This is a genomic window from Stenotrophomonas sp. 610A2 (assembly GCF_030549615.1).
Taxonomy (GTDB): Bacteria; Pseudomonadota; Gammaproteobacteria; order Xanthomonadales; family Xanthomonadaceae; genus Stenotrophomonas; species Stenotrophomonas pigmentata.
In genome coordinates, this window is sequence record NZ_CP130832.1 from 540,316 (window position 1) to 556,756 (window position 16,441).

15 protein-coding genes are annotated in these 16,441 nt (G+C 63.8%); 6 read left to right on the forward strand and 9 right to left on the reverse strand.

What is annotated here, in order from left to right; all coding sequences use genetic code 11:
- Window positions 1–12: 12 nt before the first annotated feature.
- The 5 genes from Q5Z11_RS02360 to rpsU form a co-directional block, all read right to left on the reverse strand.
- Complete coding sequence (locus Q5Z11_RS02360; protein ID WP_303748543.1) at window positions 13–465, reverse strand: fused DSP-PTPase phosphatase/NAD kinase-like protein; 453 nt, start codon at window positions 463–465, stop codon at window positions 13–15.
- Window positions 466–504: 39 nt separating this feature from the next.
- A complete protein-coding gene (dnaG, locus tag Q5Z11_RS02365; RefSeq protein ID WP_303748544.1) occupies window positions 505–2,259 on the reverse strand; it encodes a DNA primase in 1,755 nt (584 codons plus the stop codon).
- A 314-nt stretch (window positions 2,260–2,573) separates the two neighbouring features.
- The gene (locus tag Q5Z11_RS02370; protein ID WP_450097591.1) at window positions 2,574–3,476 is read right to left on the reverse strand and encodes a YihY/virulence factor BrkB family protein; all 903 of its coding nucleotides are present in this window, start codon (window positions 3,474–3,476) and stop codon (window positions 2,574–2,576) included.
- A 541-nt stretch (window positions 3,477–4,017) separates the two neighbouring features.
- Window positions 4,018–4,464 (reverse strand): GatB/YqeY domain-containing protein, encoded by a 447-nt coding sequence (locus Q5Z11_RS02375; protein WP_303748545.1) that lies wholly within the window; start codon window positions 4,462–4,464, stop codon window positions 4,018–4,020.
- 144 nt (window positions 4,465–4,608) lie between these two features.
- Window positions 4,609–4,824, reverse strand: a complete 216-nt coding sequence (gene rpsU / locus Q5Z11_RS02380; RefSeq protein ID WP_002808376.1) for a 30S ribosomal protein S21 — start codon at window positions 4,822–4,824, stop codon at window positions 4,609–4,611.
- A 125-nt stretch (window positions 4,825–4,949) separates the two neighbouring features.
- Between rpsU and tsaD the strand changes: the two genes are divergently transcribed.
- The 5 genes from tsaD (at window position 4,950) to Q5Z11_RS02405 (ending at window position 10,973) form a co-directional block, all read left to right on the forward strand.
- Window positions 4,950–5,981: a tRNA (adenosine(37)-N6)-threonylcarbamoyltransferase complex transferase subunit TsaD gene (gene tsaD, locus Q5Z11_RS02385; RefSeq protein ID WP_303748546.1), complete on the forward strand. Its 1,032-nt coding sequence runs from the start codon at window positions 4,950–4,952 to the stop codon at window positions 5,979–5,981.
- An 82-nt stretch (window positions 5,982–6,063) separates the two neighbouring features.
- The gene (gene folB / locus Q5Z11_RS02390) at window positions 6,064–6,423 is read left to right on the forward strand and encodes a dihydroneopterin aldolase (RefSeq protein ID WP_303749954.1); all 360 of its coding nucleotides are present in this window, start codon (window positions 6,064–6,066) and stop codon (window positions 6,421–6,423) included.
- 118 nt (window positions 6,424–6,541) lie between these two features.
- Window positions 6,542–7,795, forward strand: coding sequence for a mechanosensitive ion channel family protein (locus tag Q5Z11_RS02395; protein WP_303748547.1), 1,254 nt, complete (start codon window positions 6,542–6,544; stop codon window positions 7,793–7,795).
- 194 nt (window positions 7,796–7,989) lie between these two features.
- The gene (locus Q5Z11_RS02400) at window positions 7,990–10,164 is read left to right on the forward strand and encodes a glycoside hydrolase family 3 N-terminal domain-containing protein (RefSeq protein WP_303748548.1); all 2,175 of its coding nucleotides are present in this window, start codon (window positions 7,990–7,992) and stop codon (window positions 10,162–10,164) included.
- Window positions 10,165–10,487: 323 nt separating this feature from the next.
- Window positions 10,488–10,973 (forward strand): hypothetical protein, encoded by a 486-nt coding sequence (locus Q5Z11_RS02405; RefSeq protein WP_303748549.1) that lies wholly within the window; start codon window positions 10,488–10,490, stop codon window positions 10,971–10,973.
- Window positions 10,974–11,110: 137 nt separating this feature from the next.
- Here Q5Z11_RS02405 and Q5Z11_RS02410 read toward each other — a convergent pair whose 3' ends face one another.
- Window positions 11,111–12,265: a PQQ-dependent sugar dehydrogenase gene (locus tag Q5Z11_RS02410; RefSeq protein ID WP_303748550.1), complete on the reverse strand. Its 1,155-nt coding sequence runs from the start codon at window positions 12,263–12,265 to the stop codon at window positions 11,111–11,113.
- Window positions 12,266–12,424: 159 nt separating this feature from the next.
- On the opposite strand from Q5Z11_RS02410, the gene yiaA reads away from it, so the two are divergent.
- Window positions 12,425–12,862, forward strand: a complete 438-nt coding sequence (yiaA, locus tag Q5Z11_RS02415; protein WP_303748551.1) for an inner membrane protein YiaA — start codon at window positions 12,425–12,427, stop codon at window positions 12,860–12,862.
- A gap of 42 nt (window positions 12,863–12,904) precedes the next feature.
- On the opposite strand, the gene Q5Z11_RS02420 is transcribed toward yiaA, so the two are convergent.
- The 3 genes from Q5Z11_RS02420 to Q5Z11_RS02430 form a co-directional block, all read right to left on the reverse strand.
- Window positions 12,905–14,197: a dicarboxylate/amino acid:cation symporter gene (locus tag Q5Z11_RS02420; RefSeq protein WP_303748552.1), complete on the reverse strand. Its 1,293-nt coding sequence runs from the start codon at window positions 14,195–14,197 to the stop codon at window positions 12,905–12,907.
- A 53-nt stretch (window positions 14,198–14,250) separates the two neighbouring features.
- Window positions 14,251–14,982, reverse strand: a complete 732-nt coding sequence (locus tag Q5Z11_RS02425) for a L,D-transpeptidase family protein (RefSeq protein WP_303749955.1) — start codon at window positions 14,980–14,982, stop codon at window positions 14,251–14,253.
- A gap of 68 nt (window positions 14,983–15,050) precedes the next feature.
- Window positions 15,051–15,899: a MurR/RpiR family transcriptional regulator gene (locus Q5Z11_RS02430; RefSeq protein WP_303748553.1), complete on the reverse strand. Its 849-nt coding sequence runs from the start codon at window positions 15,897–15,899 to the stop codon at window positions 15,051–15,053.
- Window positions 15,900–16,441: the final 542 nt, after the last annotated feature.

Below are 16,441 nucleotides of genomic sequence, written 5' to 3' on the forward strand. Positions count from 1 at the left end.
GCAATGCCTCGATCAGGGGGTGGGGTTTTCCAATGCGGCGCGTGCGGCGGGCTCGAGTGAAGTCATGCCCGCATCGCGGCCGAACTTGAGTGCGTCCTCCACCGATGCGCCATTGATGCGTGCGTCGATCACCGACAGCAAGGCGCCAGCGCGATTGGAGGAGGCGCAATGCAGCAGGGTCTTGCCGCTGTCCTGCTTGAGCAGGCGGTCCAGCGTGCGCGCGTTGGCTTCGGTGATGTCGCTGGGGCCGGCGATGGGCAGGCGCACATAGCGCAGTCCGAGTTGTTCGGCCAAGGCGGCTTCGTCGTAGCCGCGATCTTCATCGGCGCGACGCAGATCAATGACGGTGGTGACGCCATTGGCAGCGGCGTCGCGCAACTGTTGTGCACTGGGCTGGCCGGCGGTGATCAGGTCCGGGCGCGGCTGGCGCAGGGGCAGTTCACTGGCAGATGCAAAGTTCGTCAAGAAAAATATCAAGAGACAGCATGTGCGAGTGAACATTCTCTATTGGTCCCTTCTTGCAGACTTGTGCGTTTCCCTGCGGGCTTTGAGAAGCTCGCGCAGTTCGTATTTGTCGGTGTCGTCGAGGCCCTGCTGGCGTTGCTTGGTCTGCAGCTCTTCCAGCCGTTGTTGTAGGAGCTGTTTTTCCAATTGTTCAATGGCGTCTTGAAGTTCCTTTGACCACAGCTCCTCATCACTTGGCAGGGCCATAGCTACGAGCTTCTGCAGAGCCGCTTGTTCCTCTCTTCCGTTGAAGTGCTCTAGAAGTGCCCCAGTACTAATATCTGGTCTCTGTTGAACAAGCGTGAGCATCTCCAATAGAAGGTCGATACCAGGTAATCGCAGGCCGTTGATCGCATGGTGTCCTTCCAGTTCAAGAGCCAAAGAAGGCTTTTGCAGAAGAATTGATATTGCTTCTCGCACCAGGCTGCGCTTCTGCGCCGGCACCGCGTTGTTGCGCATCGGCGGGCGTGCTGCCGGGGCTGCGGCTGTCGCGGTGCTGCCGATGCCGGTCAAGCGCGCCAGCTCCTGCTTCATCAGGTCGCCGAAAGCGCCATCGGGAATCTGCGCCAGCATCGGCTTCGCGCGTTCGGCCAGGCGTGCCTTGCCATCCAGTGTGCCGAGGTTGATCTCGCGGCTGAGCTCGTCGAAGAAGAACTGCGACAGCGGCGTGCCCTGCTTGAGCCGTGCATCGAAGGCGTCAGCGCCTTCCTTGCGCACGATGGTGTCCGGGTCCTCGCCATCGGGAAGGAACAGGAAGAAGGCCTGGCGGCCATCCTTCATGCGCGGCAGCACCGACTCCAGTGCGCGCCAGCCAGCGCGGCGACCGGCGGCATCACCGTCGAAGCAGAAGTACACATCGGGCGCATTGCGGAACAGCAGCTCGGCATGGTCCGGCGTGGTCGCCGTGCCCAGCGTTGCCACCGCCTGGGTGACGCCGAACTGGAACAGGCTGACCACGTCCATATAGCCTTCAACCACGATCAGGCGTTCGATCTTCTGGTTGGCCTGGCGCACCTGCCACAGGCCGTACAGTTCGCGGCCCTTGTGGAACAGCGCGGTTTCCGGCGAGTTGAGGTACTTGGGGCCGTCGTCCTTTTCCATGACGCGGCCGCCGAAGGCGATGACGCGGCCACGGCGGTCGAAGATCGGGAACATCACCCGGTCGCGGAACTTGTCGTAGACGTGGCCGCGGTCGTTCTTGGAGAACAGGCCGACGCGTTCGAGCAGCTTCATGCGCCGCTCGTCCTTGCCCAGTGCGTCCTTCAGCGCGCTATAGCCATCCGGCGCATAGCCGATGGAGAAGCGTGCGCGGGTATCGGCATCGACGCCACGGCCATCCAGATAGGCGCGGGCCTTGTCGTTGCCCTCCAGCTGCTTCTGGAAGAAGCGGGTAGCGGCATCCAGCGCTGAGTACTGGTCGCGGCTGTCGTCCTGCTGCTGGGGTGTGCGCGCGTTGGTCTCGCGCGGGATTTCCATGCCCACGCGCTTGGCCAGTTCATCCACCGCATCGAGGAACTCGAGGCGGTCGTAATTCATCAGGAAGCTGATCGCGGTGCCGTGCGCGCCGCAACCGAAGCAGTGATAGAACTGCTTGGTCGGCGAGACCGTGAACGAGGCCGAGCGCTCGTCGTGGAACGGGCAGCGTGACGCGTATTCCTTGCCCTGGCGCTTGAGCGGCACACGTGAGCCCACCACTTCGACGATGTCGGTGCGGGCCAGCAGGTCGTCAATGAACGCGTCGGGAAGTCGGGCCATGCAGCAAATCGATAGCGCCGCCGGTTGGCGGAGCGCGATGAAAGGGGGGAAGGGGAGTGTACTAGGCTGGGCTGGTGCTGGCTGGCTGTTGGGCTTGATGGTTTTCAGTCAACGGCTTGAAGCTACCCCTCCCCGGCCCGTCCGGCCCGAAGGCATGGCCTTCGGTCGTTCATCAGGTCGCGCGGCAGTGCCGCGCAAGCAGACCTTCTTCACCCCCTTGCCTTCGGCAAAGGGCGGGAGCGAAGCCGCCCCCTCCCTTTCGCGTAGCGAAGGGGAGGGCTGGGGAGGGGTGCTTTTTGCTCCTGCTCTTGCCGTCAGTCCAAAGCCCCAACATCAACCTCGGCCTCAGCCGCCACCTTCCGCCGCGCATACGCCCGCTCGTCGATCACCGCGGTAATCAGGGCGCCACCAAAGAACACCACGCTGGCGTAGTAGATCCACACCAGCATGATCACCAGCGTTCCCATCGAGCCGTAGGCGCTGCCCGGCGCGGCGTTGGCGATGTACAGGCCGATCGCATAGCGGCCCAGGGTGAACAGCACGGCGGTGATCACGCCGCCGAGGAAGGCCTGGCGCCAATCCACCGGCCGGTCCGGCAGGTAGTGGTAGAGGAAGGCAAAGCCCAGTGCGTACAGCAGCAGGGTGGTCACATAGCCAACCGCCGGCAGGGCGGAAGGCAGGTGCGAGAAGATCACCTGCAGGGCGGTGGTGGCGACCATCGACACGATCAGCAGGAAGCCCAGCGCCAGCACCACACCGGCCGAGAACACCCGCTTCTTCAACCAGCCGAAGATGCCTTCGAAGCGCTTGGAATCGGTACGGAAGATCAGGTTCAGTGCCGCCTGCAGCTGGGCGAATACCACCGTGGCGCCGATGAACAGCAGCACCAGGCTCCAGATGCCGGCGAACGAGCCCAGGTCCGGCTGCTCGCTGGCATTGGTGATCACCGTACGTGCCACCTCGGCCACGCTGGGGCCGGCCAGCGAGCCGATCTGGTCGATAAGTGTCTGTTGTGCTGGTGGGTACAGTGAGGCGGTGAGCCACAGCAGCAGGACCAGCAGGGGCGCAAGCGACAGCAAGGTGTAGAAGGCCAGCGACGCGGACTGGGTCATCACGTCGGTTTCGACGAAGCGGCGCACAAGGGCGGCCGGCAGGCTTTGCTGGAGCATCTCCAGCCGGGATTTGAGCGAATGCAGGGTGGGGTGGGGTGCAGGCATCAGATGGATCGCGTGAAGTCAGGGCTCTGTTCTAGCAAAGCCGGGCTTCGGGGCGGGTGAATGGGGCGGGCGCCGGCGGCCATTCGGCCCATACCCGTAGTGCCGAGCCATGCTCGGCAGGGGCCTTCCCGACAATGCCTGACGATGTGGGAGCGGCGTAAGCCGCGAAGCTAAATCCAGATCAGAAGCGGTGAAGCCAACCCCTCCCCAGCCCGTCCGGCCCGAAGGCACAGCCTTCGGTCGTTCATCAGGTCGCGCGGCAGTGCCGCGCAAGCAGACCTTCTTCACCCCCTTGGCCTGCGGCCAAAGGGAGGGGGCGGAGCAGGTAGTGCCGAGCCATGCTCGGCAGGGGCCTTCCCAACAATGCCTGACGATGTGGGGGCGGCGTAAGCCGCGAAGCCACAGATTCATCAGATTGCAGGCCGGCCGGTGATTCCAGCGCTGCCAGCTTCGCGGCTGACGCCGCTCCCACAAAGACAGAAAGGCAAAAAAACAAAGCCCGCACGTGGCGGGCCTTGTCGCGCAACCTTGGCAGCCAGGATCAGCCAGCCAAAGCCTGCTTGACCAGCTTGGACACCAGGCCCATGTCGGCCTGGCCAGCCAGCTTGGGCTTGAGCACGCCCATCAGCTTGCCGATGTCGGCAGCGCTGCTGGCGCCGGTTTCGGCCTTGGCGGCGGCGATGGCGGCCTGGATCTCGGCTTCGCCCATCTTGGCCGGCACGTAACGCTCGATGACCACGATCTCCTCGCGCTCGACCGAGGCCAGGTCTTCACGGTTGGCGGCTTCGTACTGGGTGACCGAGTCCTTGCGCTGCTTGACCATCTTGTCCAGCACGGCGATCACGTCGGTGTCGGTCAGCTCGATGCGCTCGTCCACTTCGCGCTGCTTGATGGCGGCATTGATCAGGCGGATCACGCCCAGCGAGTGCTTGTCGCCGCTCTTCATGGCGGCCTTCATGTCTTCGGTCAGCTGTTGCTTCAGGCTCATGGAGCACCTCTTTGGGTCGGGAATATGGGGAGGAGACGTCGGTATTACCGGCGCCTGGAACGCAAAAAGCCGGCTACGCTTGCGCGTGCCGGCTTTCACCCCAGTACGGAAGGCCGGAGCCCCCCGTTCAGGAGTTGCGTACGATCAGTACAGGCGCTGACGCTTGGTGACGTCGCGCGAGGAACGACGCAGCTGGCGCTTCACGGCTGCAGCAGCCTTGCGCTTGCGTTCCTGGGTCGGCTTTTCGTAAAACTCGCGCTTGCGGGTTTCGGCCAGCACACCGGCCTTTTCGCAAGTGCGCTTGAAGCGGCGAAGAGCAAACTCAAAGGGCTCGTTCTCGCGGACTTTAACGCTGGGCATGGAATCTCCGGGGACTCTGTAGAAAACCGGGACACACCCGGTGAGCCGCGCATTATAGTCCCTTTGCGCGGACGTGCAACCCCCGGGATTTGGCGGGGGCGTCAGAGAGGTCCACAATACGCCTTATGAAAGTTCTTGGCATTGAATCATCCTGCGATGAGACGGGCGTAGCCGTCTACGACACCTCGCTTTCCGGGGTCGCCGCGCTGCGTGCGCACGCCGTCTACAGCCAGATCGCGCTGCATGCCGAATACGGGGGCGTGGTGCCGGAACTGGCCAGCCGCGACCACGTGCGCAAGACCCTGCCGCTGATCCGGCAGACCCTGGACGAGGCCGGTATCGCCATCTCCGAGATCGAGGGCGTGGCCTATACCGCCGGCCCCGGCCTAGTCGGCGCGCTGCTGGTCGGCGCAGGTGTGGCCCGTTCGCTGGCCTGGGGCCTGGATGTGCCCGCCATCGGCGTACACCATATGGAAGGTCACCTGCTGGCCCCGCTGATGGAAGACGACCCGCCGGAAGCGCCCTTCGTGGCCTTGCTGGTCTCGGGCGGGCACACCCAGCTGATCGCGGTGGACGCCATCGGCAAGTACCGCCTGCTCGGTGAGACCCTCGACGATGCCGCCGGTGAGGCCTTCGACAAGACCGCCAAGATGATGGGCCTGCCGTATCCGGGCGGCCCGCAGCTGGCCAAGCTGGCCGAGATCGGTACCCCGGGGCGCTACAAGTTCACCCGGCCGATGACCGACCGGCCGGGGCTGGACTTCAGCTTCTCCGGCTTGAAGACCCAGGTGCTGATGGCCTGGCGCGACAGCGACCAGACCGAGCAGACCCGCGCCGACATCGCCCGCGGCTTTGAAGACGCGGTAGTCGACACGCTGGTGATCAAGTGCGGCCGCGCGCTGGATGCGGCCGGTTGCGACGTCTTGGTGGTGGCCGGCGGCGTCGGCGCCAACAAGCGCCTGCGCGCCAAGCTGCAGGATGACGCCCAGCGCCGCGGCGGCCGGGTCTGCTTCCCGCGCCCGGCACTGTGCACCGACAACGGCGCGATGATCGCCTTCGCCGGTGCCTTGCGCCTGCAGGCCGGCCAGCACGGGCCGGCCGAGATCAAGGTGACGCCGCGCTGGGATATGGCCCTGCTGCCGCCGTTGCAGGGCTGAAAATCAGGCCTGCCGTGCTCGTCCACGGCAGGCTCAGTCTGCTGCCGTTACCATGTCGTATTCATTCAATGCGACAGATGCAATGGACAAGGTATTCATCGAAGGGCTCGAGATCGACGCCCTGATCGGCATCTATGACTGGGAACGGCGCATCCGCCAGACCCTGGTGTTCGATCTGGAAATGGGCTTCGACAACCGCAAGCCCGCGGCCAGCGACGACATCGTCGACACGCTGAACTACAAGGCCGTCAGCAAGCGTCTGATGGAATTCGTGCGCGCTTCCGATTTTGGTCTGGTGGAAACGCTGGCCGAGCGCTGCGCGCAGATCGTGCTGGACGAGTTCAACGTGCAATGGCTGCGACTGAAGCTGAGCAAGCCCGGCGCAGTGCGTGGCGCGCGCGCGGTTGGCGTGATCATCGAACGCAGCCGCGCCGAGGCTTGAACCTGCTGCAATCAGGCTGCGCACCTTCGCGGTGGGCGGCCTGGGCTTTCTCCTGTCCGCTGGATTTCTGCAGCCGGGCAGGGCGTTTCTGCAACACAGTTGAAAGGAAGAATGCGCGATGGCGGTAATGGGAATTCGTTGGTTGGACCAGCTGGAGAACGTGCTGGCACCGTATCCGATGGCCTACCCGGCGGTGGTATTGGCGGGCCTGTTGTTGGTGGCATGGCTGGCCAACTTCGTCACCAAGCGCATTTTGCTGAGCGGCCTGCGTTCGATGATCGAACGCTTCTCCGGCCCCAATCACAACGCCAAGCAGCCGCTGCGGGTGATCGCGCGGCTGTCCAACATCGTGCCCTCGGTGGTGCTTGCTGCGGGCTTGAGCATCGTGCCGGAACTGCCGCCGGGCCTGGTGACGGGTTTGAAGGCGCTGTGTCATGCGTGGACGGTGCTGACCATCGCGATGGCGGTGTCGCACGCGCTGGATGCATTCAACGATTTCTATGAGCGCCGCGCCGACGCGCGCAACAAGCCGATCAAGGGCTACCTGCAGGTCGTCAAGATCGTGGTGTTCGTGTTTGCCGGCCTGTCGATCGTGGCGATCCTGGTCGGCGTGGAACTGCTGCATCTGGTCACCGGCCTGGGTGCGGCCACGGCAGTGTTCATGCTGATCTTCCAGGACACCATCCTGTCGCTGGTGGCCAGCGTGCAGATCAGCGGCGATGGCCGCGTGCGCATCGGCGACTGGATCGAGATGCCCAGCCAGAACGCCGATGGCGATGTGATCGACATCGCCCTGCACACCGTCACCGTGCAGAACTGGGACAAGACCGTCACCACCATTCCGACCAAGAAGCTGGTCACCGAGTCGTTCAAGAACTGGCGTGGCATGCAGGAATCGGGTGGTCGCCGGATCAAGCGTTCGATCTACCTGGACCAGCACAGCGTGCGCTTCCTCGATGCGGGCGGGTTGGAACGGTTGGGACAGATTGCGCTGCTGGATGACTACCTGGCGGGCAAACAGCAGGAACTGCAGCAGTGGAATGCGCAGGTGGCGCAGGCGCACCCGGAGCCGGTCAACTCACGTCGGCTGACCAACCTGGGTACCTTCCGCGCCTATGTGGAGCTCTACTTGCGGCACAACCCCGGCATCCACCAGGACATGACCCTGCTGGTGCGGCAGATGGCGCCGACCCCGCAGGGCCTGCCGCTGGAGATCTACTGCTTCACCTCCTCGACCGCCTGGGCCAAGTACGAAGCCATCCAGTCGGACATGTTCGACCACCTGCTGGCGATGCTGCCGGAGTTCGGCCTGCACGTATTCCAGGAATCCAGCGACGCCATGCTGATGACCGCCCGCGAGCAGCGCATCTGACGCACTGTAGTGCCGAGCCATGCTCGGCAAGGGCTTCACCAGCGAAATGCTGCCCTCACCCCAACCCCTCTCCCGCAAGCGGGAGAGGGGCTTTGAGCAAGAGCTCGGCACTACCGATGCAGCCGTGCGGCAGCCGCTTCACGCTCGTAGCGCTAGAATCACCCGCTTGAAATCGTTTACATGAAGGACTGCCGGTGGCCCCCGACCGCATTGAATCCCTGATCGCCCGCATGACCGTCGACGAGAAGGTCGGCCAGCTGAGCGTGTTTGCCGACATGGTTCGCCCGTTCGCCCCGGACGTGAATCCGGAGGCCAACGTGCGCAATGCCGAGCAGGTGCTGGAGCAGGTGCGCGCAGGCCGCGTTGGCTCCTTGTTCAATGGCGTCGGTGCCGAGCTGGGCCGGCGTATCCAGCAGGTGGCGTTGGAAGAAAGCCGTCTGGGAATCCCGGTGATCCTTGCCTCCGACGTGATCCACGGCATGCGCACCGTGTTCCCGATTCCGCTCGGCGAGGCCGCCAGCTTCGAGCCGGACCTGGCCCGCCGCACCGCCCGCGCCACCGCCATCGAAGCCACCGCTGCCGGCATCCACTGGACCTACGCACCAGCCGTGGATATCGCCCGTGACCAGCGCTGGGGCCGCGGTGCCGAAGGGGCAGGCGAGGACGTGGTGCTGGGCTGCGAATTCGCTGCCGCACGCGTGCGTGGTTTCCAGGGCGATGATCTGACAGCCGCCGATTCGCTGCTTGCCACGCCCAAGCACTTCGCTGCCTACGGTGCGGTCGCTGCAGGCATGGAGTACGCGCAGGTCGATATCTCGCCGCAGACCTTGCGCGATGTGCACCTGCCACCGTTCAAGGCGGCGTTGGATGCTGGTGCGCTGTCGCTGATGAGCGCCTTCAATGACATCAATGGCGTGCCGGCCAGTGCCAACCGCGCGCTGTTGACCGATCTGCTGCGCAAGGAATGGAAGTTCGAAGGCGTGGTGGTTTCCGACTACACCGCCGACATGGAACTGATCGCCCACGGCTATGCCGCCGATGAAGTGGATGCCACCCGCAAGGCCTTCCTCGCTGGGCTGGACCTGAGCATGCAGAGCGGTTTCTACGACCAGCACCTGGCCGGGCTGGTGCATGCAGGTGAAGTGCCGATGGCGGTGCTGGACGAATCGGTACGCCGCATCCTGCGTTTGAAGGACGCGATCGGCCTGTTCGACAACCCCTACCGTTCGCTGGACCCGGCGCGCGAAGCTGATCAATCGCATATCGCCGAACACGATGCATTGGCGCGCGATACCGCGCGCCGCTCGGTGGTGTTGCTGAAGAACGAAGGCGATCTGCTGCCGCTGAAGAAGCAGGGCCAGAAAATCGCATTGATAGGCCCCTTCGTACAGGATCGCGACAACATCGAAGGTTGCTGGACCTTGTTTGGCGACAAGTCGCGCTACGTCACGCTGGAAAGCGGCGTACGTGCTGCTCTTGGCGATGCTGCCGCGCTGGAAGTTGTGGCCGGTTGCGATATGGAGGCAGCACTGGAAGGTGGCATCGAAGCCGCGGTCGCCGCCGCACAGCGTGCCGACGTAGTGGTATTGGCTGTCGGTGAACCGCAGCGCTACAGCGGTGAAGCGCAATCGCGGGTGGAGATCACCTTGCCGCCCGCGCAGCAGGCGTTGGCCGAAGCCGTTGCTGCCACCGGCACGCCGCTGGTGGTATTGCTGCGCAATGGTCGTGCGTTGGCACTGCAGGGCGCGGTGCGAGACGCACAGGCCATTGCGGTTACCTGGTATCTGGGTACGCAGAATGGCCATGCCCTGGCCGACATCCTGTTTGGCGATTACAGCCCGTCGGCGCGTCTGCCGGTCAGTTTCCCGCAGGCATCAGGCCAGCAGCCGTATTTCTACAACCATCCGCGCAGCGGCCGCCCGGAGCTGCCGAGCATGTCGGAGTTCAAGTCACGCTGGCGCGAGTTCCCGAACACGGCGCTGTATGCATTCGGTCATGGCGTCGGCTATGCACGCTTCGAGTACGAAGCACCGCGTTTGAGTACGCCGCAGTTGGCTTGGGATGGTGAGCTGGTGATTCGCACCACGCTGCGCAATACCAGCGCGGTGGCGGGTGAGGAAGTTGTGCAGCTGTACGTGCACGACCGCGTCGCCAGCCGGGTACGCCCAGTGCGTGAGTTGAAGGCGTTCCGTAAGGTTGATGTAGCTGCCGGTGATTCGGTGGAGGTGGAGTTCCATCTGGACCGCCAGCAGCTTGCATTCACCGGTGTGGATGGTGATTACACCGCCGAGCCGGGACTGTTCGACGTCTGGGTATGCGCTTCGTCGGTGAGCGGTGAAGCGGTGAGTTTCGAGCTGCTGTCCCCCTGATCAGGGCGCAGTGCTCCTTCCCTTTGCCGCAGGCAAGGGAAGGGTTGTGGAGAGGTATGCTGTGCTGTGCTTCATGTAGTGCCGAGCCATGCTCGGCAGGGGCTTTAGCGGCAAGGCCTCTGCCGAGCATGGCTCGGCACTACGCTCCCTCCCTTGCGCCGCAGGCGTAGGGGAGGGTTGGGGAGGGGTTGGCTTTTGAAGCTTTGCCGATAAAGCCTCTGCCGAGCATGGCTCGGCACTACAGGCGCGGTTTTTGCGTTACGGATGTCTGGTTCATTGTCAGCTTCGCGGCTTACGCCGCTCCTACAACACGGGGACGCTTCATGCCTGCTGCATTGCCTGTCTACATGCCTTGGTTGATGACGGCCGGTTTCGGCTGGTTGTATTACCGGCGTATCCGCCGCCACTTCGGCTGGCAGCCATGGCGGCCCGTTCGCAATGGCATCCGTATCGGCATTCTGTCGCTGGTGAGTGCTGCGTTGGTGGCTGCAGCGATATATATCCCACATGTCGCGTTGGGCATTGCTGCAGGGGCGGTTGCCGGCATTGGCTTGGGCTTGTTCGCACTCAAACACACGTTGATCAGTCCGCGCGATGGGCGGCTTGGCTATACGCCGAATCCCTGGATCGGCGGTGCGCTGGCGGTGCTGTTGATCGGGCGCTTGGCCTGGCGCTGGTATGGCGGCGCTTTCAGCCAGGGCATGGGACCGGGCATGGGCAATGCCAGTCCCTTGACCTTGGGACTGGCGGCCGCGCTTGTCAGTTATGGCTTTGTGCAGGCGATAGGCTTGGCCGTACGCCTGCGCTGACGGCTGTAGTGCCGAGCCATGCTCGGCAAGGGGCTCTACTGGGAATGCCTCTGCCGAGCATGGCTCGGTACTACAGGTGGGGCTTTACTGGTAAAGCCCCTTGCCGAGCATGGCTCGGCACTACAGGGGCGGGAGCGTCAGCCTGCCTTCGGCGTCAGTTTCAACAGCTTTGCGTTGGCGCCATCTTCCAGCAGCCACAGTGCGCCGTCCGGGCCTTGCTCCACTTCGCGGATACGTTGGCCCATGTCGAAGCGTTCGGCTTCGCGGGCCTTGTCGCCGTCAAAGGCGACGCGCACCAGCGACTTGGACGACAGGCCGCCAATGAAGCCACTGCCCTGCCACTGCGGGAACTGCTTGCCGTTGTAGATGATGAAGCCGGCCGGCGAAATCACCTGGCGCCAGGTCACCACCGGGGCGATGAACTCCGGGCGGGTGTCGTGATCGGGGATCGGGCGGCCGTCGTAATGATCGCCATTGGAGACGATCGGGTAGCCGTAGTTGCCGCCGCGCTGGATCAGGTTCAGCTCGTCGCCGCCCTTCGGCCCCATCTCGTGTTCCCACAGCTTGCCGTTGCCGTCGAAGGCGATACCCAGCACGCTGCGGTGGCCAAGCGACCACACCTGGTCAGCCGGTGAACCCTGTGCCACGAATGGGTTGTCGGCCGGCACGCTGCCATCGTCGTTGAGGCGGATGATCTTGCCCAGGTTGGTTTTCATGTCCTGCGCCGGGTCGAACTTCTGCCGCTCGCTGGAGCTGATCCACAGCTTGCCATCCGGGCCGATGGCCAGGCGGTGGCCGTAATGGCCGCGACCGGTGACCTTGGGCGTCTGCCGCCAGATCACCTGCGCATCGCTCAAGGTGCCGCTGCCATCGGCATTCAGGACCAGCTTGGCGCGGGCGACGGCGGCACCACGGGTATCGTCTTGGCCGTCTTCGGCATAGCTGTAATAGACCAGCCCATTGCTGGCGAACTGCGGGTGGGCCAGTACGTCACCAAAGCCGCCCTGGCCGCCATAGGCCACGGTCGGGACGCCGCTGATGTCGCCGCGCTTGCCACTGGCCGGGTCGAAGTGGACCAGCTTGCCGGCCTTCTCGGTGACCAGCAGGCTGCCGTCGGGCAGGAAGGTCATCGCCCAGGGTTCATCAAAGCGAGCCGTCTCGGTGGCGGTGAACGGCCATTGCGCGGGCTTCACCGCGGCTTCGGCGGCCGGGTCGGGATCAGCGGCGCAGGCGCTGGTGAACAGGGCGGGGGCCAGGGCCAGGCTCATGCTGAGCAGGAGGGTACGGGGCATGGAGGTCTCCGGAAGCGGGATGCGATACCAGTGCAGGGTTGTACACCATGGCGGCCGATGCTGTCCGTTTGAGGGATGGGACTGGCGCACGGAATCGCTTACCGTAACGGCCGAGCGCCCGTGGAACTGGGCCCTTGCATCCACAAAAAAGGAGTTTTCATGTCGAAACAACAGATCTACCGCCCCTCCGCCGCGTTCATCGCGTCCGCATGGACGGCATTGTTGCTTGGGGCGGTGGCGTATCTGGTCGGCCTGTTCAATGCCGAGATGCTGCTCAACGAAAAGGGCTATTACCTGACCCTGCTGCTGTTCGGCCTGTTCTCGGCGGTGTCGCTGCAGAAGAGCGTGCGTGACCGCCTGGAGGGCATCCCGGTAAGCAGCCTGTATTACAGCCTGTGCTGGTTCGCGCTGCTGTGCGCGCTGTTGCTGCTGCTGGTCGGCCTGTGGAATGCGACCCTGCTGCTCAGCGAGAAAGGCTTCTATGGCATGTCGTTCGCACTGTCGCTGTTCGGTGCCGTCGCGGTGCAGAAGAACACCCGCGACGTGATGGCGGCCGACGCCGCTTACGGCACCCCGCCGCTGCCTCCGCAGGAATGATTGAACGCCACTCCCGCCGCTGGCGGGAGTGGCTGCAGGCAATCAGCTGTCGCTGGTCTGGTCCTGCTCCGGGTGCTGTGCCGTATGCCGGGCAACGATACCGGTGGCAGTGACGCCGCCAGTGGCATTGCCGATGGTGCAGAACACATCGGGAATGGTGTCCACCGCCAACAGTACGCCCAGCGGTTCCACCGGCAGCCCCAGGCTCTGGGTGATCGGCATGTTGTTGGTCATGAAGTTGGCCTGGCCGGGCAGGCCGGTTGAGCCCATGCTGATTGCTGCCGCCAGCAGCGCCGCGACCGCATATTGCGAGGCATGCACGTCGATGCCGTACAGCCAGGCGATGAAGCTGGCCACGGCGATGTACTGCGCCGGGCTGGTGATGCGGAACAGCGACACCGCCATCGGCAGCACCAGCGAGGTCAGTGCCGCCGGGTAGCCAAGGCGGTTGCGCGCGCTGTCGATCATTGCCGGCAGCGAGGCCAGTGAAGACTGCGTGCTGCCGGCAATCACCTGCACCGGTACCAGCGCACGGGCAAAGCGGCCGAACGGTTCGCCGGCAGCGAAGCGGGCAACCAGGTACAGCAGCAGGGTGATCAGGATGTAGATCACGCACATCAGCACGATGTAATAGCCCAGCACGCCGATGATGCTCATCCCAACTTCGGCGCAGACCACGAATACCAGCGCGAACACGCCCACCGGTGCCGCCCACAGCACCCAGCGGACGATGGTGATCATGGTGTCGGCGATGATGCGGATGATGTCCAGGATGCGATCGCGGCGCTCCGGTTCCTGCCGGCTCAGCGCAAAGCCGAAGAACATGGCGAAGGCCACCAACGGCAGCATGGCACTGGATGCGGCCGCTGCCAGTGCATTGCTGGGAATCAGCGAGCTGATCCACTGCGCAGCGCTCAGCGGTGTGGCGGCGGTGGTCGGGGAACGCAGTGCATCGCGGAAGGCCTGGATGTTGTCGGCGTCGCGCGGCAGCAGGTCCAGCAGGAACGGGGTGATGACCGCGGAGAACGCGGCCGAGCCGACCAGCAGGATCAGGAACACGATGATCGCGTTGCGCGCGGTACGCCCGGAGGCGGCGGCATTGCTGGCGGTATTGACGCCGACGATGACCAGTGCGGTCACCAAAGGCACCACGGTCATCTGCAAGGCATTGAGCCAGAGCCGGCCGATCGGCCGCAGTACGTCGGCGATCTTCAGCGCCAACGACTGGTCATAGGCGGTGAGCGACAGGCCGACAATGGCGGCCAGCACCAGCGCGATCAGCACCTTGACCGGTGCCGAGACCTTGGAAGATTTTGCGGTTGCGCTGTCGGTCATGAAGGGATGGCTTGGCTAAAGAGAAGGGAAGATGCCCGGAACCGGACAAATGCTCAACGAGCAGTTTCTGAAAGTGCGGGCAAATCCCAGCTCCGCTGCAGCCGCTGGTACTCGGCATCGGGAAGCAGCACGAACAACGGCTTGGCCTCGGGTGAAAGCCATTCCAGCAAGGCCGACATGCGCTCCGGCTCCATCGCGGTGCAGCCAGCGGTCGCTTCGCCGGGTTGGCGCCACAGGTGGGCGAAGATGCAGCTGCCCTGGCCGGGCACCGCAGCGGGGTTGTGCTCGATGACGAAGCCTTCGCGGTACCGACGGTCGCCGTTGTTGTGCAGATCCAGGCGCATGGCCTCGGTGGAACCCTTGACCGCGGCTTCGCCGACCTTGGCGGCATCGACGATCTGGTTGTACAGCGGCGAGGCAGGTACATCCATGCAATAGCTGCTGGCCAGCATCGGCTGGTAGGGCATGGCGCTGGTGACATGCTCGGCATAGCCGAACGCCGGACCGATATTGAAGATGCCGGCCGGGCTGCGACCATCACCTTCCTGCTTCTGGGGGCCATCCTTCTGCTGCGGATGGACGCCGATACCCCAGGCGCTGCCGCTGCGGCCGAGGCTGACATCGAAGCCGGCATCGCGTGCTTTCCAGCCGCTGTTGGTGCGTTCAAAGGCCTGGAGATGAGCGTTGGTCGCGTCCCACGTGGGCGCAGTGACCACGATCAGCTGGCGGGCTTCGCTCACTGGTGCGGCGAGCGGCGCAGCGATGCAGGCCGGTGCGATGACCATCAATACGCAGCCCAGCAGGTGTCGGAAGTTGCGTTGGAACAAGGTGAGCATGGCGGCGGTTCCTGCGGTCAGATGTCGATCAGGTGCTGGATGCGTTCCTGGTTCAATGCCAGCTGTCGTTGCCGATCAGGATTGGTCTGGCACAGCAGGACGAACACGAAATCCAGCAGGTATTGCAGCGAACTGCGGTAGAGCAGCTGCGCGATGGGCGGCTGCGGGTCATGCGCGCAGATGGCCAATGAGGCATCTGCGTGCGCGCGTAGCGGATTTGCGGTATGGCGGGTAATCGACACGACTTTGCCACCGACTTCCTGGAACTGCCGCGACAACTGCCACAACTGCGGCAACTTGCCGAACTCGGAGAACACCAGCAGCACGTCGCCGGTGCGGGCGGCGGAGAGGTTGGCGGTCATCAGGATGGGATCGGCCTGCTGCACGGTGAGGATGCCGAGCAGTGACAGGCGCATGGCGAATTCACGCGCGTACAGACCGTCGTCGCCGAGCCCATAGATGAAGACCTTTGGAGCGTTGTCGATCAATGCGATGACGGCCTCGACGTCGGCCTGCGGGTTGGCGGCCATGGTTTCTTCTTCGGCAGCGGCTTTGGCGCGGCGCAGGGTTTCGGCAACCAGCAGGTAGCCACCGGGTTGGTCCTCCGGCGGCCAGTTGGTGCTTTCGCCATTGCCGGCAGCGGCGACGGCGGCGCCTACCGAGTATTTCAAGTCTGGATAGCCTTTGAAGCCGAGTTTCTGGCTGAACTTGACGACGCTGGACTGGCTGATATCCAGGGCATTGGCGAGCTGCTGCGAGGAGTAGTCGCGCAGCAGGTGTGCGTTGTCGAGGATGAAGTCGGCGATGCGCCGTTCGATGGCCGACATCTGTTCGCGTTCGGAGCGGATTTTTACCAGAGGTGGCATGGGCGTATGGGTGTTTATCTGCTGAAGACTTTAAGGGATTGCGTTGAAAAGAGGAGCGTAGCTGCTGCTTTGGCTGTTGCTTTGGCTGTTGCTCCATAGCCCCTCTCCTGCGAAGCGGGAGAGGGGTTGGGGTGAGGGCGCTTTTGCTTTTGCTTGTGCTGTTGCTTCAGCTTTTGATCTACCGGGTCCCCTTCCGCAGCGACGGAGCTGGCAGACAAGACCCCGAACGGGGCGACGCACAAGGATGTGCGTCGTTTTTTGACGATACAGGGATGTATCGTCGAAAAATCCTGCCAGCGGAGTGAACCGGGAGCGCGCAGCGCGGAGGGCGCGTAGGCAGGGTGTGCTTGACCAGCCATTCGGCTGTTGAAAAAGCACTTCTTTTGGTTAGCTTTTCTTTGCACAAGCAAAGAAAAGTAACTCGCTCCCCGAAGGGGAGAGAAAGCCTTTGCTCTGGCTTTTGCTGTTTTCTGCAAGTTGGAGCGAAAGCTGAGGCCAAAGCCAAGGCAAGAGCTTTCGCTCCCCTTCGGGGCGCGAGCACA